Origin of the sequence: Streptomyces sp. NBC_00306 (genome assembly GCF_036169555.1) — a bacterium.
Taxonomy (GTDB): domain Bacteria; phylum Actinomycetota; class Actinomycetes; order Streptomycetales; family Streptomycetaceae; genus Streptomyces; species Streptomyces achmelvichensis.
Genome location: NZ_CP108032.1, coordinates 1,026,843 through 1,042,815 on the forward strand (window position 1 = coordinate 1,026,843; position 15,973 = coordinate 1,042,815).

At 71.3% G+C, this 15,973-nt stretch carries 12 protein-coding genes; 6 read left to right on the forward strand and 6 right to left on the reverse strand.

Annotated elements, in window-relative coordinates:
- Positions 1 to 5 precede the first annotated feature (5 nt).
- Both amaB and OHA05_RS04515 read left to right on the forward strand, forming a co-directional pair.
- Positions 6 to 1,544 carry an L-piperidine-6-carboxylate dehydrogenase gene (gene amaB, locus OHA05_RS04510; RefSeq protein WP_328859878.1) on the forward strand — a complete coding sequence of 513 codons (1,539 nt, stop codon included), beginning with the start codon at positions 6 to 8 and terminating at the stop codon, positions 1,542 to 1,544.
- A 121-nt stretch (positions 1,545 to 1,665) separates the two neighbouring features.
- The gene (locus tag OHA05_RS04515; protein ID WP_328859879.1) at positions 1,666 to 2,760 is read left to right on the forward strand and encodes an NAD(P)-binding domain-containing protein; all 1,095 of its coding nucleotides are present in this window, start codon (positions 1,666 to 1,668) and stop codon (positions 2,758 to 2,760) included.
- Between the two features lie 93 nt (positions 2,761 to 2,853).
- On the opposite strand, the gene mltG is transcribed toward OHA05_RS04515, so the two are convergent.
- From mltG to OHA05_RS04530, 3 genes are all read right to left on the reverse strand, one after another.
- Positions 2,854 to 3,699: an endolytic transglycosylase MltG gene (mltG, locus tag OHA05_RS04520; RefSeq protein WP_328859880.1), complete on the reverse strand. Its 846-nt coding sequence runs from the start codon at positions 3,697 to 3,699 to the stop codon at positions 2,854 to 2,856.
- 116 nt (positions 3,700 to 3,815) lie between these two features.
- Entirely contained in the window at positions 3,816 to 4,409 is a 594-nt protein-coding gene (locus tag OHA05_RS04525; protein ID WP_328859881.1) for a hypothetical protein, read from the reverse strand.
- A gap of 39 nt (positions 4,410 to 4,448) precedes the next feature.
- Positions 4,449 to 6,263 (reverse strand): ABC transporter ATP-binding protein, encoded by a 1,815-nt coding sequence (locus OHA05_RS04530; RefSeq protein WP_313947699.1) that lies wholly within the window; start codon positions 6,261 to 6,263, stop codon positions 4,449 to 4,451.
- 202 nt (positions 6,264 to 6,465) lie between these two features.
- Between OHA05_RS04530 and OHA05_RS04535 the strand changes: the two genes are divergently transcribed.
- Together OHA05_RS04535 and OHA05_RS04540 are read left to right on the forward strand one after the other, a co-directional pair.
- Positions 6,466 to 6,912: a MarR family winged helix-turn-helix transcriptional regulator gene (locus OHA05_RS04535; RefSeq protein ID WP_313947698.1), complete on the forward strand. Its 447-nt coding sequence runs from the start codon at positions 6,466 to 6,468 to the stop codon at positions 6,910 to 6,912.
- A 144-nt stretch (positions 6,913 to 7,056) separates the two neighbouring features.
- On the forward strand, positions 7,057 to 8,496 hold the full coding sequence (locus OHA05_RS04540) for a Gfo/Idh/MocA family protein (protein WP_328859882.1): 1,440 nt from the start codon (positions 7,057 to 7,059) through the stop codon (positions 8,494 to 8,496).
- An 84-nt stretch (positions 8,497 to 8,580) separates the two neighbouring features.
- Here the strand turns inward: OHA05_RS04540 and OHA05_RS04545 are convergent, their stop codons facing one another.
- Positions 8,581 to 10,230, reverse strand: a complete 1,650-nt coding sequence (locus OHA05_RS04545) for a peptide-N4-asparagine amidase (RefSeq protein WP_328859883.1) — start codon at positions 10,228 to 10,230, stop codon at positions 8,581 to 8,583.
- 158 nt (positions 10,231 to 10,388) lie between these two features.
- On the opposite strand from OHA05_RS04545, the gene OHA05_RS04550 reads away from it, so the two are divergent.
- Both OHA05_RS04550 and OHA05_RS04555 read left to right on the forward strand, forming a co-directional pair.
- Complete coding sequence (locus OHA05_RS04550; protein ID WP_328859884.1) at positions 10,389 to 12,194, forward strand: ABC transporter ATP-binding protein; 1,806 nt, start codon at positions 10,389 to 10,391, stop codon at positions 12,192 to 12,194.
- Positions 12,191 to 13,972 carry an ABC transporter ATP-binding protein gene (locus OHA05_RS04555; RefSeq protein ID WP_328859885.1) on the forward strand — a complete coding sequence of 594 codons (1,782 nt, stop codon included), beginning with the start codon at positions 12,191 to 12,193 and terminating at the stop codon, positions 13,970 to 13,972. Before OHA05_RS04550 ends, OHA05_RS04555 begins: the two co-directional genes overlap by 4 nt.
- Before the next feature lie 249 nt (positions 13,973 to 14,221).
- Here the strand turns inward: OHA05_RS04555 and OHA05_RS04560 are convergent, their stop codons facing one another.
- Both OHA05_RS04560 and OHA05_RS04565 read right to left on the reverse strand, forming a co-directional pair.
- On the reverse strand, positions 14,222 to 14,818 hold the full coding sequence (locus OHA05_RS04560; RefSeq protein WP_313947693.1) for a DinB family protein: 597 nt from the start codon (positions 14,816 to 14,818) through the stop codon (positions 14,222 to 14,224).
- Between the two features lie 312 nt (positions 14,819 to 15,130).
- Complete coding sequence (locus tag OHA05_RS04565; RefSeq protein WP_313949105.1) at positions 15,131 to 15,922, reverse strand: metal-dependent hydrolase; 792 nt, start codon at positions 15,920 to 15,922, stop codon at positions 15,131 to 15,133.
- Positions 15,923 to 15,973 lie beyond the last annotated feature (51 nt).

Sequence of the window (15,973 nt, forward strand, 5' to 3'; positions counted from 1 at the left end):
ATGCTGTGACCAGCAACGACATTCCTCTTCCGGACCTCGAAGCGCTGCGTTCGCTCGCCCGGGAGAGCCTGCGGCGCTGCGGCGCCGAGCTGCCCGCGGACGGCGGCGACGTCGTCGCGCGGTCGCCGCTGACCGGCGGCACGCTCTTCACTCTGCCCGCCACCGGGGCCGCAGAGGTGGACGCGGCGATCGGGGCGGCCGCGGAGGCGTTCCCGCAGTGGCGCACTGTGCCCGCGCCCCGGCGCGGCGCGCTGGTCAAGCGGCTGGGTGAGCTGCTCACCGAGCACAAGGAGCACCTCGCCGACCTGGTCACCGTCGAAGCGGGAAAGATCCGCTCCGAGGCGCTCGGCGAGGTGCAGGAGATGATCGACATCTGCGAGTTCGCGGTCGGTCTGTCCCGGCAGCTCTACGGGCGGACCATGGCCTCCGAGCGCCCCGGCCACCGTCTCTCGGAGAGCTGGCATCCGCTCGGCGTCGTCGGGGTGATCTCCGCCTTCAACTTCCCGGTCGCCGTCTGGTCCTGGAACACCGCCGTCGCCCTGGTCTGCGGCGACCCGGTGGTGTGGAAACCCTCGGAACTCACCCCGCTCACCGCCCTGGCCTGCGACGCGCTCCTGGCGCGGGCCGCGGCCGACACGGGTGCGCCCGCCGGCCTGCACCAGGTCCTGCTCGGCGGCCGCGACATCGGCGAGCGGCTCGTCGACGACGAGCGGGTGGCGCTGGTGAGCGCGACCGGTTCGGTGCGGATGGGCAAGGAGGTGGCACCGCGCGTGGCCGCCCGTTTCGGCCGCTGTCTGCTGGAGCTCGGCGGCAACAACGGGGCCGTCGTCACCCCGTCAGCCGACCTCGACCTCTCGGTGCGCGGCATCGTCTTCTCCGCGGCCGGCACCGCGGGGCAGCGCTGCACCTCACTGCGCCGGCTGATCGTCCACGAGGACATCGCCGACCGGCTGGTCGAGAAGATCGTCCACGCGTACGGACAGCTGCCGGTCGGTGATCCTTTCGCGGACGGCACGCTGGTGGGTCCGCTGATCTCCGGCGCCGCGCACGACGCCATGAGGCAGGCGCTCGCCGATGCGGAGGCGGACGGCGGCAAGGTCCTCACCGGCGGCGAGCGGCTGACGGCGCGGTCGGCCCCGGACGCGGTCTATGTGCGGCCCGCGGTCGTCCGGATGCCCGCGCAGACCGATGTCGTGCGACGGGAGACCTTCGCCCCGATCCTGTACGTGCTGACCTATCGGACGCTGGAGGAGGCGGTCGCGCTGCACAACGGCGTGCCGCAGGGTCTGTCGTCGAGCATCTTCACGCAGGACCAGCGGGAGGCGGAGCGCTTCCTGGGCGCCGACGGGTCCGACTGCGGTATCGCCAACGTCAACATCGGCACGTCGGGTGCCGAGATCGGCGGGGCGTTCGGCGGCGAGAAGGAGACGGGCGGCGGGCGCGAGTCCGGCTCGGACGCCTGGCGTGCGTACATGCGCCGGGCGACCAACACGGTGAACTACTCCGACAGCCTGCCGCTGGCCCAGGGGGTCAATTTCCTCTAGACCGCGCCTGGGCCCCCGGGGCCCGGGGGGCCTCTGGGCGCGCCTGGGGCCCCGAGGCCTCGTCGCCCGTACGCGCCGCCCGGGCGGGAAGATCCGCGGACCCTCCGCAGTTGGTAGAAGCGTGAACAACTTCGGGGCGCGTGACGCGACGCGGAACAAGGACGTGGTCGTCATAGGCGCCGGGCAGGCGGGACTGTCCGGCGCCTACCATCTGCGCCGTGTCGGGCTGGTCCCCGACCGCGACTTCGTGGTCCTCGACCACTCCCCGCAACCGGGTGGCGCCTGGCAGTTCCGCTGGCCGACGCTGACCTACGGCAAGGTCCACGGCATGCACTCACTCCCCGGGATGGAGCTGACCGGAGCGGACGACGACCGGCCCTCGTCGGAGGTGATCGGGGCCTACTTCGCCGCCTACGAGGAGCGCTTCGACCTGCGCGTGCACCGCCCCGTCGACGTCCTGGCGGTGCGCGAAGGAGACGACGGCCGGCTGCGCGTCGAGACCTCGGAGGGGACCTGGTCGGCGCGGGCGCTGATCAGTGCGACCGGCACCTGGGACCGGCCCTTCTGGCCGCGCTACCCGGGCCAGGAGACCTTCCGCGGGCGGCAGTTGCACACCGCCGGGTACCGGGGGCCCGAGGAGTTCGCCGGGCAGCGGGTGGTCGTCGTGGGCGGCGGAGCCTCGGGGACCCAGCATCTGATGGAGATCGCCCCGTACGCGGCGGCCACCACCTGGGTCACCCGGCGGCCACCGGTCTTCCGCGAGGGGCCCTTCGACGAGAACGTGGGTCGGGCGGTCGTGGCCAAGGTCGACGAACGCGTACGCCTCGGGCTGCCGCCGCAGAGTGTCGTCTCGGTGACCGGACTGCCGCTCAACGACGCGATCAGGCGCGCCCGCGAGGACGGGGTGCTCGATCGGCTGCCGATGTTCGACCGGATCACACCGGACGGTGTCGCCTGGGACGACGGACGCGTGGTGGAGGCGGACGTGATCCTCTGGGCGACCGGGTTCCGCGCGGCGATCGACCATCTCGCGCCTCTGAAGCTGCGCGAGCCGGGCGGGGGCATCCGGATGGACGGCACGCGGGCCGTCCGGGACCCCCGTATCCACCTCGTGGGCTACGGGCCGTCGGCATCGACGATCGGCGCCAACCGGGCGGGGCGGGCGGCCGTGCACGAGATCATGCGGCTGCTGGAGCGGGAGCCGGCACTGGTCTGAGGACGTGCCCGTCAGCCGGACGACGGCACGCCTCGGCTTGCGGGCCGCCCCTCACCCGTCAGCCGTCAGCCGTCAGCCGTCAGCCGTCAGCCGTCAGCCGGAACGATCCTTCGCACGGTTGGCGTTGAACTCCCGCACATTGCGCTGGTGTTCCTCGTAGTCCGCCGTGAAGCGGGTGTCGCCGGGGGCCACGGTCACGAAGTAGAGCCAGTCGCCCGGCGCCGGTTCGACAGCGGCGCGCAGAGCGTGCTCCCCCGGGTTGCCGATGGGCGTCGGGGGCAGCCCCTCGCGCCGATAGGTGTTGTACGGGTTGTCGATCCTGGTGTCGTCGGCCGTGGTGTCCAGCGTGCTGCGGTTCAGCGCGTAGTTCAGCGTCGAGTCCATCTGGAGAGGCATCTGCCGTGCGAGGCGGTTGTGGACGACCCGTGCGACCTTGGCCATGTCCTCGGGCGTGTCGGCCTCGGCCTGCACGATGCTGGCGATGTTGACGGTCTGATAGTCCGTCAGCCCACTGCGCTGCGCACCGGCCGGTACGCCGGCTGCACCGAACCGCTTGTTCGCCGTGTCGACCATGTAGGCGAGCAGGCTCGCCGGCGTCGTGTCGGAGTCGATCGGATACGTCGCGGGGAAGAGGTAGCCCTCGGGGTTGCCCCGGGCTTCGGCGGGCAAGTCGAGCGGGGCCGTGCCGACGGCCTTGCGGGTGGTCCCGGGTGCCTTCCCGAGTGCCTCGTCGACCGCTGCGTAGATCTGCGCGGTGCGCCGGCCCTCGGGCACGAGCAGGGTGTCCTGCTCGCCCTCGGGCTCGCCGGACAGCATCAGCGCGACCACCACCGCGGCCGCCGCCACGGCGAGGGCGGCGGTCACGATCAGGGCCCATCGGCCACGGCGGGACAGGCGTGGCCCGCGCCTGGACGGTGACGGCGAAGGCTCGTCGTTCATACGCGCACGCTAACCCGGGCCGCCCGCCGACCCTGCGCACCACCGCGGTCCGCACACCGGATCGACACCTGCCGTTTCCCGTCGCCCCGTATGTGCAGGGTGGACTGGCCGCCGTATCAGCGGGTGAAGGGCGGCAGGGCCGCGAACTCCGGCGCCACCTGGACCGCTTCGGCGAGCGTGTCGAGCACCCGCCGCACCCGCGTCAGCGGGTGGTCCGGGAACTGCTGGTCCCACTGGGCGTGGTCGGCGGTGTGGAAGGGCAGTCCGCCCTGCACCTCCGGGGCATAGGGGTGCGGCCGGAAGTAGTTGTCGTGGCCGACCTGTGCCATCACCATGGCCTCGCGCATCCCGGTCATCCCTCGCTCGGGTGACTGGACCTTCACCACGGTGCTGCAGGTCGCCCGCGGCACGGTGTAGCTGCCGATGAAGGCCTGCCCGCTGGGCTGTCCCGGCAGCGGCAGCTTCAGTATCTGCTTGAGCGCCGGCAGTCCGCCGAGCGACTTCACGGAGGCCTCGATCAGCCCTCCGCCCGCGTCCGCGGTGAGCCGGGTCAGCGCCGCCCGCAGAGCGGGCCCGTCGTCGAGCGACGCGGGAAGATCCGGGGTCAGTCCGAAGAAGTGCACCGACAGCAGGTCGCCGTCGTCGTTCGCCCAGACGTCCTGGTCGACAGGCCGGTAGCCGGGCAGTTCCACGCCAAGGAGTGCTCTCATGGGCGGCGATCATGCCGTACCCACCGGACCCCTCGTCACTCAGGGGGCGATGACGGGGACGGTCAACTGCGCGTCCCTGCGCACCAATGCGGCATAGCGGCCGTCCAGAGCGAGCAGCTTGTCGTGGCTGCCGCGCTCGGCGACGCGTCCCGCTTCGAGGACGACGATCTCGTCCGCGTCCCGGACGGTGGAGAGGCGGTGCGCGATGGTGATGGTCGTGCGGCCGGCGGACAGCGCGTCAATGGCCTCCTGCACCGCGTACTCGGTGCGGGTGTCCAGTGCGCTGGTCGCCTCGTCGAGGATGAGCACGGGCGGGTCGCGCAGGATGGTGCGGGCGATGGCGAGGCGCTGCTTCTCGCCGCCGGAGAACCGGTATCCCCGCTCGCCGACCAGGGTGTCGTACCCATCGGGCAGGGAGGCGATGTGGTCGTGGATCTGTGCGGCCCGGGCGGCCGCCTCGATCTCCGCGTCCGTGGCGTCCGGCTTGGCGAAGCGCAGATTCTCGGCCACGGAGGCATGGAAGAGATAGGTCTCCTGGGAGACCACTCCGACGGCGCGCGCGAGGGTGTCGAAGTCCAGGTCGCGTACGTCGACTCCGTCGATCGTGACTCTGCCTCCCGTGACGTCGTACAGCCGGGGCACGAGATAGCTCAGGGTGGACTTGCCGGAGCCGGTGGGTCCGACGACGGCCAGCCGCCCTCCGGCCGGCACGGTCACATCGACGCCGTCGATGGTGAGCTCGGTCTGCGTGTCGTCGTAGGCGAAGTCGATGTCCTCGAAGCGGACTTCGCCACGGATCGTGTCGAGCCGCACCGGCTTCTCCGGTTCGGTGATCTCCACGGGCAGGTCGAGGTACTCGAAGATGCGCTGGAAGAGCGCGAGGGACGCCTGCATCTGCACACCGGTGGAGAGCAGGCTCACGGCCGGGCGGAACAGGCCCTGCTGGAGGGAGACGAAGGCGACGAGGGTGCCGATGGAGATCGTGGGCCCGCCGCTCTGGAGGGCGAACCCGGCGGCCCAGTAGATGAGGGCCGGCATCGCGGCCATGACGATGCCGATGGTCGACATCCGCCAGCGGCCGGCCATGCTGGAGCGCACTTCGAGGTCGACGAGGCGCTCGGACTCCTCCGCGAAGGACTTGGTGAGCGAGTCGGCCCGGCCCATGGTGCGGCCGAGCAGGATGCCGCTGACCGAGAGCGACTCGGTGACGGTCGCGGCCATCACCGCCATCTGTTTCTGGCGCTGGGTGGTGATGCGCTTGCGTTCGTTGCCCACGCGGCGGCTGATCCAGACGAACAGCGGCAGCAGGAGCAGCGAGACCACGGTCAGCCGCCAGTCCAGCGCGAGCATCGCCACGACGGTGGCGACGACGGCCGTGAGGTTGGAGACCAGCGAGGTGGCGGTGGAGGTCACGGTCGCCTGCATCCCGCCGATGTCGTTGGCGATCCGCGACTGGACCTCGCCGGTGCGCGTCCTGGTGAAGAAGGCGAGCGGCATCCGCTGGAGCTGGGCGTAGACCGCGGTGCGCAGGTCGTGCATCACGCGCTGGCCGACGGTGGTGGAGATCAGTGTCTGCAGCACGCCGAAGACGCTGGTCATCACCGCGGTGAGGATCATGCCGAGGGCGAGCAGACTGAGCAGGCCGGTGCGGCCCTGCGGAATGGCGGTGTCGAGGATCTCGCGCAGCATGAAGGGCGAGGCGACGGAGACGGCCGACGCGGCGCCGACGAGCAGTCCGACGATCGCGAGGCGGCCGCGGTAGGGGCGGAAGAGCCGGAGGATCCGGCGGACCTCGGCCCTCGGTTGTTCCGGTTCTTTGGCGTGGGCGTTCCACGGGGTGGCTTCGGGGTGCATGGGCTCCTTCGAGGATTTCGACGGAATGTCCGGGCTCGATGACTCTCGACGACGGTCGACGACTCCGGATTCGCACGAACGGTACGTGCGGCCGCACGTACCGCACGTACGGGATGAGTCCGGACGTACAGGATGAGATTTTGAGAGCTTAGCTCACTGTTACCTGTATTCACAATGAGCCTGGTCCTGATATTGTTCCCGTATGAGCACACCCGACCCCGACGGCCTGCTGGCCGAGCAGCTGCTGCGGCTGACCCGGAGACTGCATCGCAGCCAGAAGCGGCAGCTGGAGTCGGCCGACATCGCGATCACCCCCGCCCAGTCCCGTCTGCTGCGGACCCTCGCGCACTACGACGACCCGCCACGCATGGCCGACATCGCGTCGCGCCTCGAAGTGGTCCCGCGGGCCGTGACGAGCCTGGTGGACGGGCTGGAGGCAAGCGGCTGCGTCCGCCGCGCCCCCGACCCCAGCAACCGCCGGGTGATCCGCATCGAGCTCACCGACACCGGCCGTGCCACGCTCCGGGCCCTGCGGGCCGCGCGCCGCGCCGCCGCGGAGGACATCCTGGCCCCGCTCACCACCGAACAGCGTGAGGTGTTCGGCGGGCTGCTCTCCACCCTGGTCGACGGTCCCGGGGTCCGCTGCTGACACCTGCGCCGGGCCGCGCGACGAAGAGTCCATGCGTTCACCCCCGAGAGTCCAAACGCGGCTCTTGCTCATCACCAGCCTCAACACCCATGGTCCTAGCCGAGGTTCATGACCCGGCCGCGCACCAGCTTTCGTGGAGGCTCGATGAACGACGCAGCGATACCGGACCAGCGTAGTGACGACGGCGACGACGACGGCTCGATGAGCCGTCGTTCCGTTCTACGGACCACGGCGGGCGTGGCGGGAGCGGGACTCGGCCTCAGCGCCCTGGGGACCGGCACCGCGGCCGCCGCCCAGACCGCGAGATCCGCCACCGCACCGCAGGCGCCGAGCCCCGCACGGCAGGGCCGCACCATGGCCGGGGTGCCCTTCGAGCGCCGCGGGACGGTGCGCGTCGGCATCGTCGGCCTCGGCAACCGCGGCGGCAGCATGATCGATCTCTTCCTGGCCGTCCCCGGCGTCCGGGTGATGGCCGTGTGCGACCCGGTGAAGGCCAAGGCCGAGAGCGCCGCCGCCAAGGTCGTGGCCGCCGGGCAGGCGGCGCCGGCCGTCTACACCAAGGGCGACGACGACTACGAGAACCTCTGCAAGCGCGGCGACATCGACTTCGTCTATGTCGCGACGCCGTGGGACCTCCACTTCGAGATGGCGAAGACCGCGCTCCTCAACGGCAAACACGTCGGCGTGGAGTGTCCGATCGCGATGAGGCTGGACGAACTGTGGGCGCTGGTCGATCTCTCCGAGCGCACCCGCCGGCACTGTATGCAGCTGGAGAACTGCTGCTACGGCCGCAACGAGATGCGGGTGCTGCGGATGGCGCACGCGGGCAAGTTCGGTGAACTCCTGCACGGGGCAGGGGCGTACAACCACGATCTGCGCGGTCTGATGTTCGACCCGGACTACTACGAGGGACCATGGCGCAGGCTGTGGCACACCCGGCTGCGCGGGGATCTGTACCCCAATCACGGCTTCGGCCCCGTCGCCAACTACCTGGACGTCAACCGCGGCGACCGCGTGGTGAGCATCTCCAGTTTCGGCACCCCGGCCCTGGGCCTGGCGGAGTACCGCAAGGCGCACATGCCGCCGGGCGATCCGAGCTGGAAGGAGACGTACATCGAGAGCGACCGGACGATCAGCATGCTCCGCACCGCGAAGGGGCGGGTCATCCGGCTGGAGCACGACGTGTCGACTCCGCACCCCTACAGCCGGATCAACAGCCTCGGCGGCACCAAGGGCGTCTTCGAGGACTACCCCGCGCGCATCTACATCGAGCCCGACCACTCCGACGACGCCTGGGGCGACTTCGAGGCATACACGGAGTGGGACCACTGGCTGTGGAAGGAGCACTCCGACCCGCCGGGCGGCCATGGCGGCATGGACTACATCATGATCTTCCGGGTGATGCAGTGCATGCAGCTCGGACTGGTTCCGGACTTCGACGTCTACGATGCGGCGACCTGGACGGCGCCCGTCCCGCTCAGCCATGCGTCGGTGAAGGCGAAGGGTGCGCCGATGGAGATGCCCGACTTCACCCGCGGCGAGTGGCGCAAGGAACGGTCCGGCGTGGACTCGGACAAGCCGTAGACGGCCCGCGCGGGGCCCGGTCGGCACCGACCGGGCCCGGCGCTCCGTCGGCACCCTCGGCGCCGGCCCGGCAGTTGGGGGTGCTCAGCAGCGCCGGCGGTCCTCGGTGAGCATGCCCTGAACCGTCGTCAGGCTCCGGTCGTAGCAGCCCTCCGGGCCGTGCAGCAGGTACCGCTCCGCGGTACGGCCCACCGCGTGCCGCTGATCACGCGGCACATTGGCCGTGTACGTGGCGTCACCGGTGTACCGGTCGTCCAGCCGCGACCACGCGAGCCGCCGGCCGCCGCGCACCTCGGCCGTATCGGCCCTGTCCCCCAGCGTGAGCACGGTCCGCAGCCGGTCGCCGGCGCCGAGCGTGGTGGTGCCGTCCATGGTGTAGAGGCGGTGGGTGGCGGTGGCCCGTCCCCCGCTCGTGACCGTCTCGTCGTCCGTCCAGGTCCCCTTGAGCGCGTCGAGCTTCTCGTCCTCGGTCCAGCGGTGGACGGACACGTTCCCGACCGCGCGGCTGACGGTGATCGTGACCCGCCCGTGCGAGGTGTCGAGATACCCGCTCACGGTGAGGCGGTGGCTGCCCTTCATGTCGAGGCGGTGCTCCGGACCGGGCGTGTGCCGTACCGAGTTGACCGGGGTGCTCTCGTGATGGCGGGTCAGACCGCCGGTGACCACCGTGCTGCCCTCGTCCTGCCACACCAGCACGTTGGTGGGGGTGCTCCATCCGGGCCGGCCGTGCGGGACCCCGGCGACGGACACCTCGACGCGGTGCTCCCGGCCGTCGTTGAGCAGGGCGGCGAAGGGAGTGAGGTCGTACTGGACCGGCTTGATGTCGAACGCCCGCGGCCCCGGGATCACGTACCAGAGAAAGGGGTTGGACCAGCCGCCGGTCCAGACCGTCGGGAAGGGCGCGGCGATGCCCGCGAGCCGGCCGTCGACCCGGATCTGCACCTCGCGGTAGGGGCCGTCACCGGCCTTGCAGGAGTACGGGGCCGTGTCCGGGACGGTGAGGTACCAGTACTCCTCGCAGCCGCCGCCGGAACCCGTGGCGTACACCTCGGCCAGGATCCGTTCGGAGTTGCGGGGCGTGGTGAGCGACGTGCCGTTCAGGGCGAGTACCCGGTCGGGGACGGCGGCGGACCGGGCCGCGCCGTGGGCGGCGTAGAAGGTGAGCGTGACCTTGACGTCGATGATCCCGGTGTACGTCTCGTCGACGACGTTGCCGATCAGCATCTCGACCGGATGCGCGCCGCGCAGGAGTTCGCTGTAGCGCGTGACGTCCTTCTCCACCGACCAGGCGATTCCGTCGGGCGAGGGCTGCGGTGTCGAGGTGCGCAGGATCTCCACTCCCCCGACGGAAAGATGGCCCAGACGGTCGTACTGGCGGCCCTTCACGTTCCCGTCGAGCCGCAGCACCACCGTGCTCCAGCGGTCACCGCAGCCCTTCGGAGGCGTGTAGCTCCCCCGGTACGGCGTGAAGTCCCGGAACTGCGCCTGCGCCAGCGTCACGTCGCAGGACCGGGTGCCGGGGCGGGTGACGGGCGGCGCGGCGGTGACGGGGTCGTGCCAGTCGCTGCCGAACTCCGCCGGCGGTTCGGATGCCCGCGGTGCGGCACCCGATGGTCCGACGGCCGGAGGTTCGACGGCCGGCGGTTCGGCGACCGCTGCGGCGGGCCCCGCGCCGAGCAGTGTTCCGGTCACCAGAACCAGCCCGGCGAGCATGGACATGATCTGTCGTCTCATGCCTCAGGAGTGAACCGGCGACCGCCTCGGCACGCCAGGCCCACGGACCGGAGATTGGCGCGTTCTGCCTTGTCACGCGCAAAAACCGATTGCGGAAGAGGCCCTCGAAAGGCGAACCTTGCACGGTTTGCGCCACCCGTTTCGAGCTCTGGGACGTCATGCAGATTCGCGATCTTCCGTACACCGACCCCGGCTCGCCGGATGCCAGGTCGGGGCCGCGGTTCCTGCTCTGGCTGGGTCGCAATCAGCTGGACGGCCAGCTCAAGGCGCTGGCCTGGGGACTGCTGCACTTCTGCGGTGTGGCAGGCCTGCCCCTGGGAGTCGGCCGGGCCGTGCAGGCGGTCGTGGACCGCTCCGGCAGCGGGCTCGCGCTCTCCGGCGCGGTGATCGTCCTGTGCGGTGTGGCGATCACGGTGGGCGACACCATGCTGCACCGCGCGGCCGTCACCAACTGGATCACCGCCGCGGCCCGGGTCCAGCAGCTGCTGGCCCGCAAGGCCGCGGAACTGGGCTCGGCGCTGACCCGCCGGGTCGCGGCCGGCGAAGTGGTCGCGGTCTCCACCGGCGATGTGGAGAAGATCGGCTGGTTCGTCGAAGCCGTCTCCCGTTTCGCCGCGGCCGCCCTCACCGTGGTCCTGGTCTGCGTCGGCCTCCTGCTCTACGAGCCGGAGCTCGGCGTGATCGTCGCCATCGGTGTCCCGGTGCTGGCGCTCGCGGTGCTGCCCCTGCTCCCCCGCGCCACCCGGCGCGCCGACATCCAGCGCGAGAAGGCCGGCCGGGCCACCGAGCTGGCCTCGGACACCGTCGCCGGTCTGCGCGTCCTGCGCGGGATCGGCGGTGAGGAGCTGTTCCTCGGCCGCTACCGGGTGGCCTCCCAGGAGGTCCGCAGGGCGGCGGTCCGCAGCGCCCGGATGTGGGCGCTGATCTCGGCGATCCAGGTCCTGCTGCCGGGTCTGCTGCTGATCGCGGTGGTCTGGTACGGGGCGGGGCTGGTACGGGACGGCCGGATCGGCGTGGGTGAGCTCGTCACCGCGTTCAGCGCGGTGACCCTCCTGATGTACCCGCTGCGGCACTTCGAGGAGATCGCCATGGCGTACTCCTTCTCGCGGCCTTCCGCGAAGCGTGCCGCACGGGTGCTGGCGCTGCGGCGTACGTCGGAGCCGTCGGGCGTGGAGTACGGCAGCCCCAGCGGTGACCTGTACGACCCGGCGACCGGCGTCCTCGCCCCGACCGGCCTGTTCACGGCCGTGGTGTGCGGGGACCCGGACGCGGCCGGCGTGCTGGCGGAACGGCTCGGCGGCCACGCGGCCGGCGGCACGGACGGCACGCCCTCCGTGCTGCTGGGCGGTGTGCCGCTGGACGAGCTGGTCCTGGACGCTTCACGAACCGCCGTCCTCGTCCAGGACAAGGACCCGGTGCTGCTCTCCGGCACGCTGCGGGAGCTGCTCGACGTACCGGCCTCCGGTCAGGTCGCCGCCGAGGACGCGCTCGCTGCCGCGCAGTGCGCCGATGTCCTGGACGCGCTCGCGCAGGCGTCCGTGGAGGACGACGGCGATCCGATGGAGACACGGATCACCGAACGCGGCCGGTCGCTCTCGGGCGGACAGCGCCAGCGGCTCGCCCTGGCCCGGTCGCTGGTCACCGACCCCGAGGTGCTCGTCCTGGACGAGCCGACGTCCGCCGTGGACTCGCACACGGAGGCCCGGATCGCCGAGGGGATCCGCACGCTGCGGACCGGCCGCACCACGGTGGTGTTCGCCTCGTCGCCGCTGCTGCTGGACCGCGCCGACCAGGTGGTGTTCGTGCACGACGGCAAGGTCGCGGCCGTCGGTACGCACCGCGAACTGCTGCATGGCGTCGAGTACCGGGCGGTCGTGACCCGTGAGACAGAGGAGGAGCAACTCGGCGGCACACAGGCCACCGACGAGCTCGCGGAACTGGAAGAGATGGAGGAGTCGGCGTGATCGGCGTGGCACCACCGGCATACGATCCGGCGGCCCCGGAGTCGACGGCGACCCTGCCCGTCGGTACCCCGGCGACGGTACGGACCTACGTCCGCGAACTGCTGCGGCGGCATCGCGGGGCCTTCGTCCTGCTGGTCTCCGTCAACGCCGTCGCGGTGATCGCCTCGATGGTCGGCCCCTACCTGCTCGGCGGACTGGTCGAGGACCTCGCCGACGGAGCGCGCGATCTGCACCTGGAGCGCACGGCGGCCCTGTTCGCGGTCGCGCTGGTCGTGCAGACCGTGTTCACCCGGCTGATGCGGCTGCGCGGCGCCATGCTCGGCGAGGAGATGCTGGCCGACCTTCGCGAGGACTTCCTCGTACGGTCGGTGGGTCTGCCGCCGGGCGTGCTGGAGCGGGCCGGGACCGGTGATCTGCTGTCGCGTATCACCACCGACATCGACCGGCTGGCCAACGCGATGCGTGAGGCGGTGCCGCAGCTGGCGATCGGCGTGGTCTGGGCGGGACTGCTGATCGGCGCGCTCACCGTGACCGCGCCGCCGCTGGCGCTGGCCGTGCTGGTCGCCCTCCCGGTCCTGGTGATCGGCTGCCGCTGGTACTTCCGGCGTGCGCCCTCCGCCTACCGCTCGGAGGCCGCCGGATACGCGGCGGTCGCCGCGGTGCTCGCGGAGACCGTGGACGCCGGCCAAACGGTGGAGGCGCACCGGCTCGGGGACCGCCGGGTCTCCCTGTCCGAGCAGCGGATCAAGGAGTGGACCGCCTGGGAGCGCTACACGCTCTATCTGCGGTCGGTGCTGTTCCCGGTCATCAACGTCACCCATGTGACGATCCTCGGCGCGGTGCTGCTGATCGGCGGCGTCTTCGTCCTCCAGGGCTGGATCTCCGTGGGCCAGCTGACGACGGGTGCCCTGCTGGCGCAGATGATGGTCGATCCGGTCAATCTGATCCTGCGCTGGTACGACGAGCTCCAGGTCGCCCAGGTGTCGATCGCCCGGCTCGTCGGCGTGCGCGACATCGAGCCGGACGCCGGCGACGCACGGGTACGGCCGGACGGCCGGGAGGTCCGTGCTGATGAGGTGCACTTCGGTTACCGCGAGGGTGTGGACGTCCTCCACGAGGTGTCCCTGTCGGTCGCGCCCGGCACCCGGCTGGCGCTGGTCGGACCGTCCGGCGCGGGCAAGTCGACGCTGGGCCGGCTGCTGGCGGGCATCTACGCCCCGCGGGCGGGCCGGGTCTCCCTCGGCGACGCCGAGCTGTCCCGGATGCCGGCCGAGCGGATCCGTGAGCATGTCGCCCTGGTCAACCAGGAGCACCATGTCTTCGTCGGCTCGCTGAGGGACAATCTTCTGCTGGCCCGTACGGGAGCGGCGGACGCGGAGCTGTGGGCCGCGCTCGGCGCGGTGGACGCGGACGGCTGGGCGCAGGCGCTGGACGAGGGCCTGGACACGGAGGTGGGCTCGGGCGGTCTCGCGCTCACCCCGGCACAGGCCCAGCAGATCGCGCTGGCCCGGCTGGTTCTGGCCGACCCGCACACGCTGGTGCTGGACGAGGCGACCTCGCTCCTGGACCCGCGTGCGGCCCGTCACCTGGAGCGCTCGCTCGCGCGGGTGCTGGACGGCCGTACGGTCGTGGCGATCGCCCACCGGCTGCACACCGCTCACGACGCGGATGTGATCGCGGTGGTCGAGGACGGCCGGATCACCGAGCTGGGCAGCCACGACGAACTGGTCGCGGCGGACGGGGCGTACGCGGCCCTGTGGCGCTCCTGGCACGGCTGAGCCTGCCGCGCGGGGAAGGGGCGGCCGGCCTGCGGACGCTCCCTGGGTACAGCAACCGCCCGTGCCGCGACTGCCCTCGGCGCAGTGGCAACCGGCACAGGGTTCCGGAGAGGACCGACAGCCAGGCCGTCCGCCTGCGCAAAGGCTCACGCAGCGGACGGCCACCCGGCTTCGACGAAGAGCGCTACACGAAGCGCGACACCATCGAGCGAGCGATCAACAGGCTGAAGCGGTCCCGGGCGTGGAGGATCAGCTCGGCTCGCTCGCCTTGATCGATGCGGCCGACCTGGCGGCCTGCTCGATCTTCGCGCAGTGGGCCGCACGGGCTTCCTCGTCGATCTTCTGCTCGTTCTCGGCGCGCACCCCGGTCCGGCCGTCGAGGCCCTCGCGCAGGATGTCGGCGTGCCCGGCATGCCGGATGGACTCGCCGAGCACATGGACCATGACGGCGAACAGGTTCGTGTTGAGGTAAGGCTCCGGCCACCACGGCACGTGGCCGGGGGCGTCGAGGGGAAGCTCGTTGATCGTCGCGTCCGAGTGTTCCCACGTGCGCCGGTAGAACCCCGTGATCTGATCGCGGGTCTCGTCCTCGGTCGCCCACTGATCGCTGCCGTCGGAGTCCTGCCACCGGGACAGGGATTCCGGGGAAGGGCGGTCGAAGACCTCGCCGAAGTACCTGGCCTCGACGGTGGCCACGTGTTTGACCAGGCCGAGGAGGTTGGTCCCGGTCGCCGTCAAAGGTCTGCGGGCGTCGTATTCGGACAAGCCGTCGAGTTTCCAGAGCAGCGCCGCGCGGTCCCGCCGCAGTCTCCCGTGCAGGTTGTCCTTCGCGAATTCGTCGATCATGCGGCCCAACCCTTCCATGGGCTGTTCGTGGTCTCCAGACCCCGTACGTCGGCCGCGACGGCCGGCAGAGCCGAGGCTCAAGGACTCCTCGCACCATGAGCTTCCGGGAATGACTGTCTGTCAGAGAGACGTGGGGGGTGCCGCCCGCACGACGGTGGAGCCGACCGAGATGTCCCCGTCGATCTCGCCCGCGGCCTCGACCGAGGCCTTGGTCTGCTGCACTGGTCCCACGTGCTGTCGGCCGACCACGGGCGGCGTTCACGGACGGGGCAGTCACATGATCGCCCGGACAGCTCCTGGATGTAAGCGCTGCTAGATGTAGTTGAGCGCCGCGGCGCCGCCCACTCCCCCGAGCAGCATGAAGACCGGCATCAGCACCTTGAGCTCCACCCAGCTGCCCGCGCGGAACCGCATCGGCTTCGGCGGGCCGATCGGGTACCAGCGCTTGTTGCCCACGGGGATCGGCCACAGGATCGGGCAGCCCGAGATGGTCAGGGCGTCCCCGATGTCGTGCACCAGGGCGCCGAGCACGACGGGCAGACCCAGCCACAGGTACTCCTGGCCGGGCGCCGTGAACAGCCAGTCGGCTCCGTTGCCCGGCTGGTCCAGGACGCCCGCCAGGATCCAGGCGCTGGTCGCGCCGAGCAGCCACACCAGGACGTCGCTGGAGACCCGTGCCGCCCGCCAGAGCAGCCCTTCCACCGCCAGCACGAGGTGGATGAAGAGAATCGCCAGCACCGCCCAGCGGCCGCCGACGATCGCCAGTGCGGAGGTGCCGGCGCCGATCGTCACGGCCCAGAGCCAGGTGTGCGTCAGGGTGCGGTGGCCGCCGGTCCTGCGCTTGTCGCCCGGCTTCTTGGTCGCCTTGTAGATCGCGTACGACAGCTTGTCCACGATTCCGCAGAGCGCGCGCGATATCGGGCCGAAGGCGCGGGAGATCGTCGCCGCCTTGTGGTCCAGGTCGGGAGCCAGTGCGGCGCCGGCGCAGATCAGCGCCCCGACGACGAGCACGGGCCACGGCATCGGGTGCCCGGCGGCGGCCGTCGCCGCGCCCACTCCCAGCCAGGCGGCTGCCCCGGACAGCGAATGCGCCGGTCCCATCATGTGCGTTCCCGCCCCCGTCGATCCCGTGCTGAAGCTCATGGTGCTTGCGGT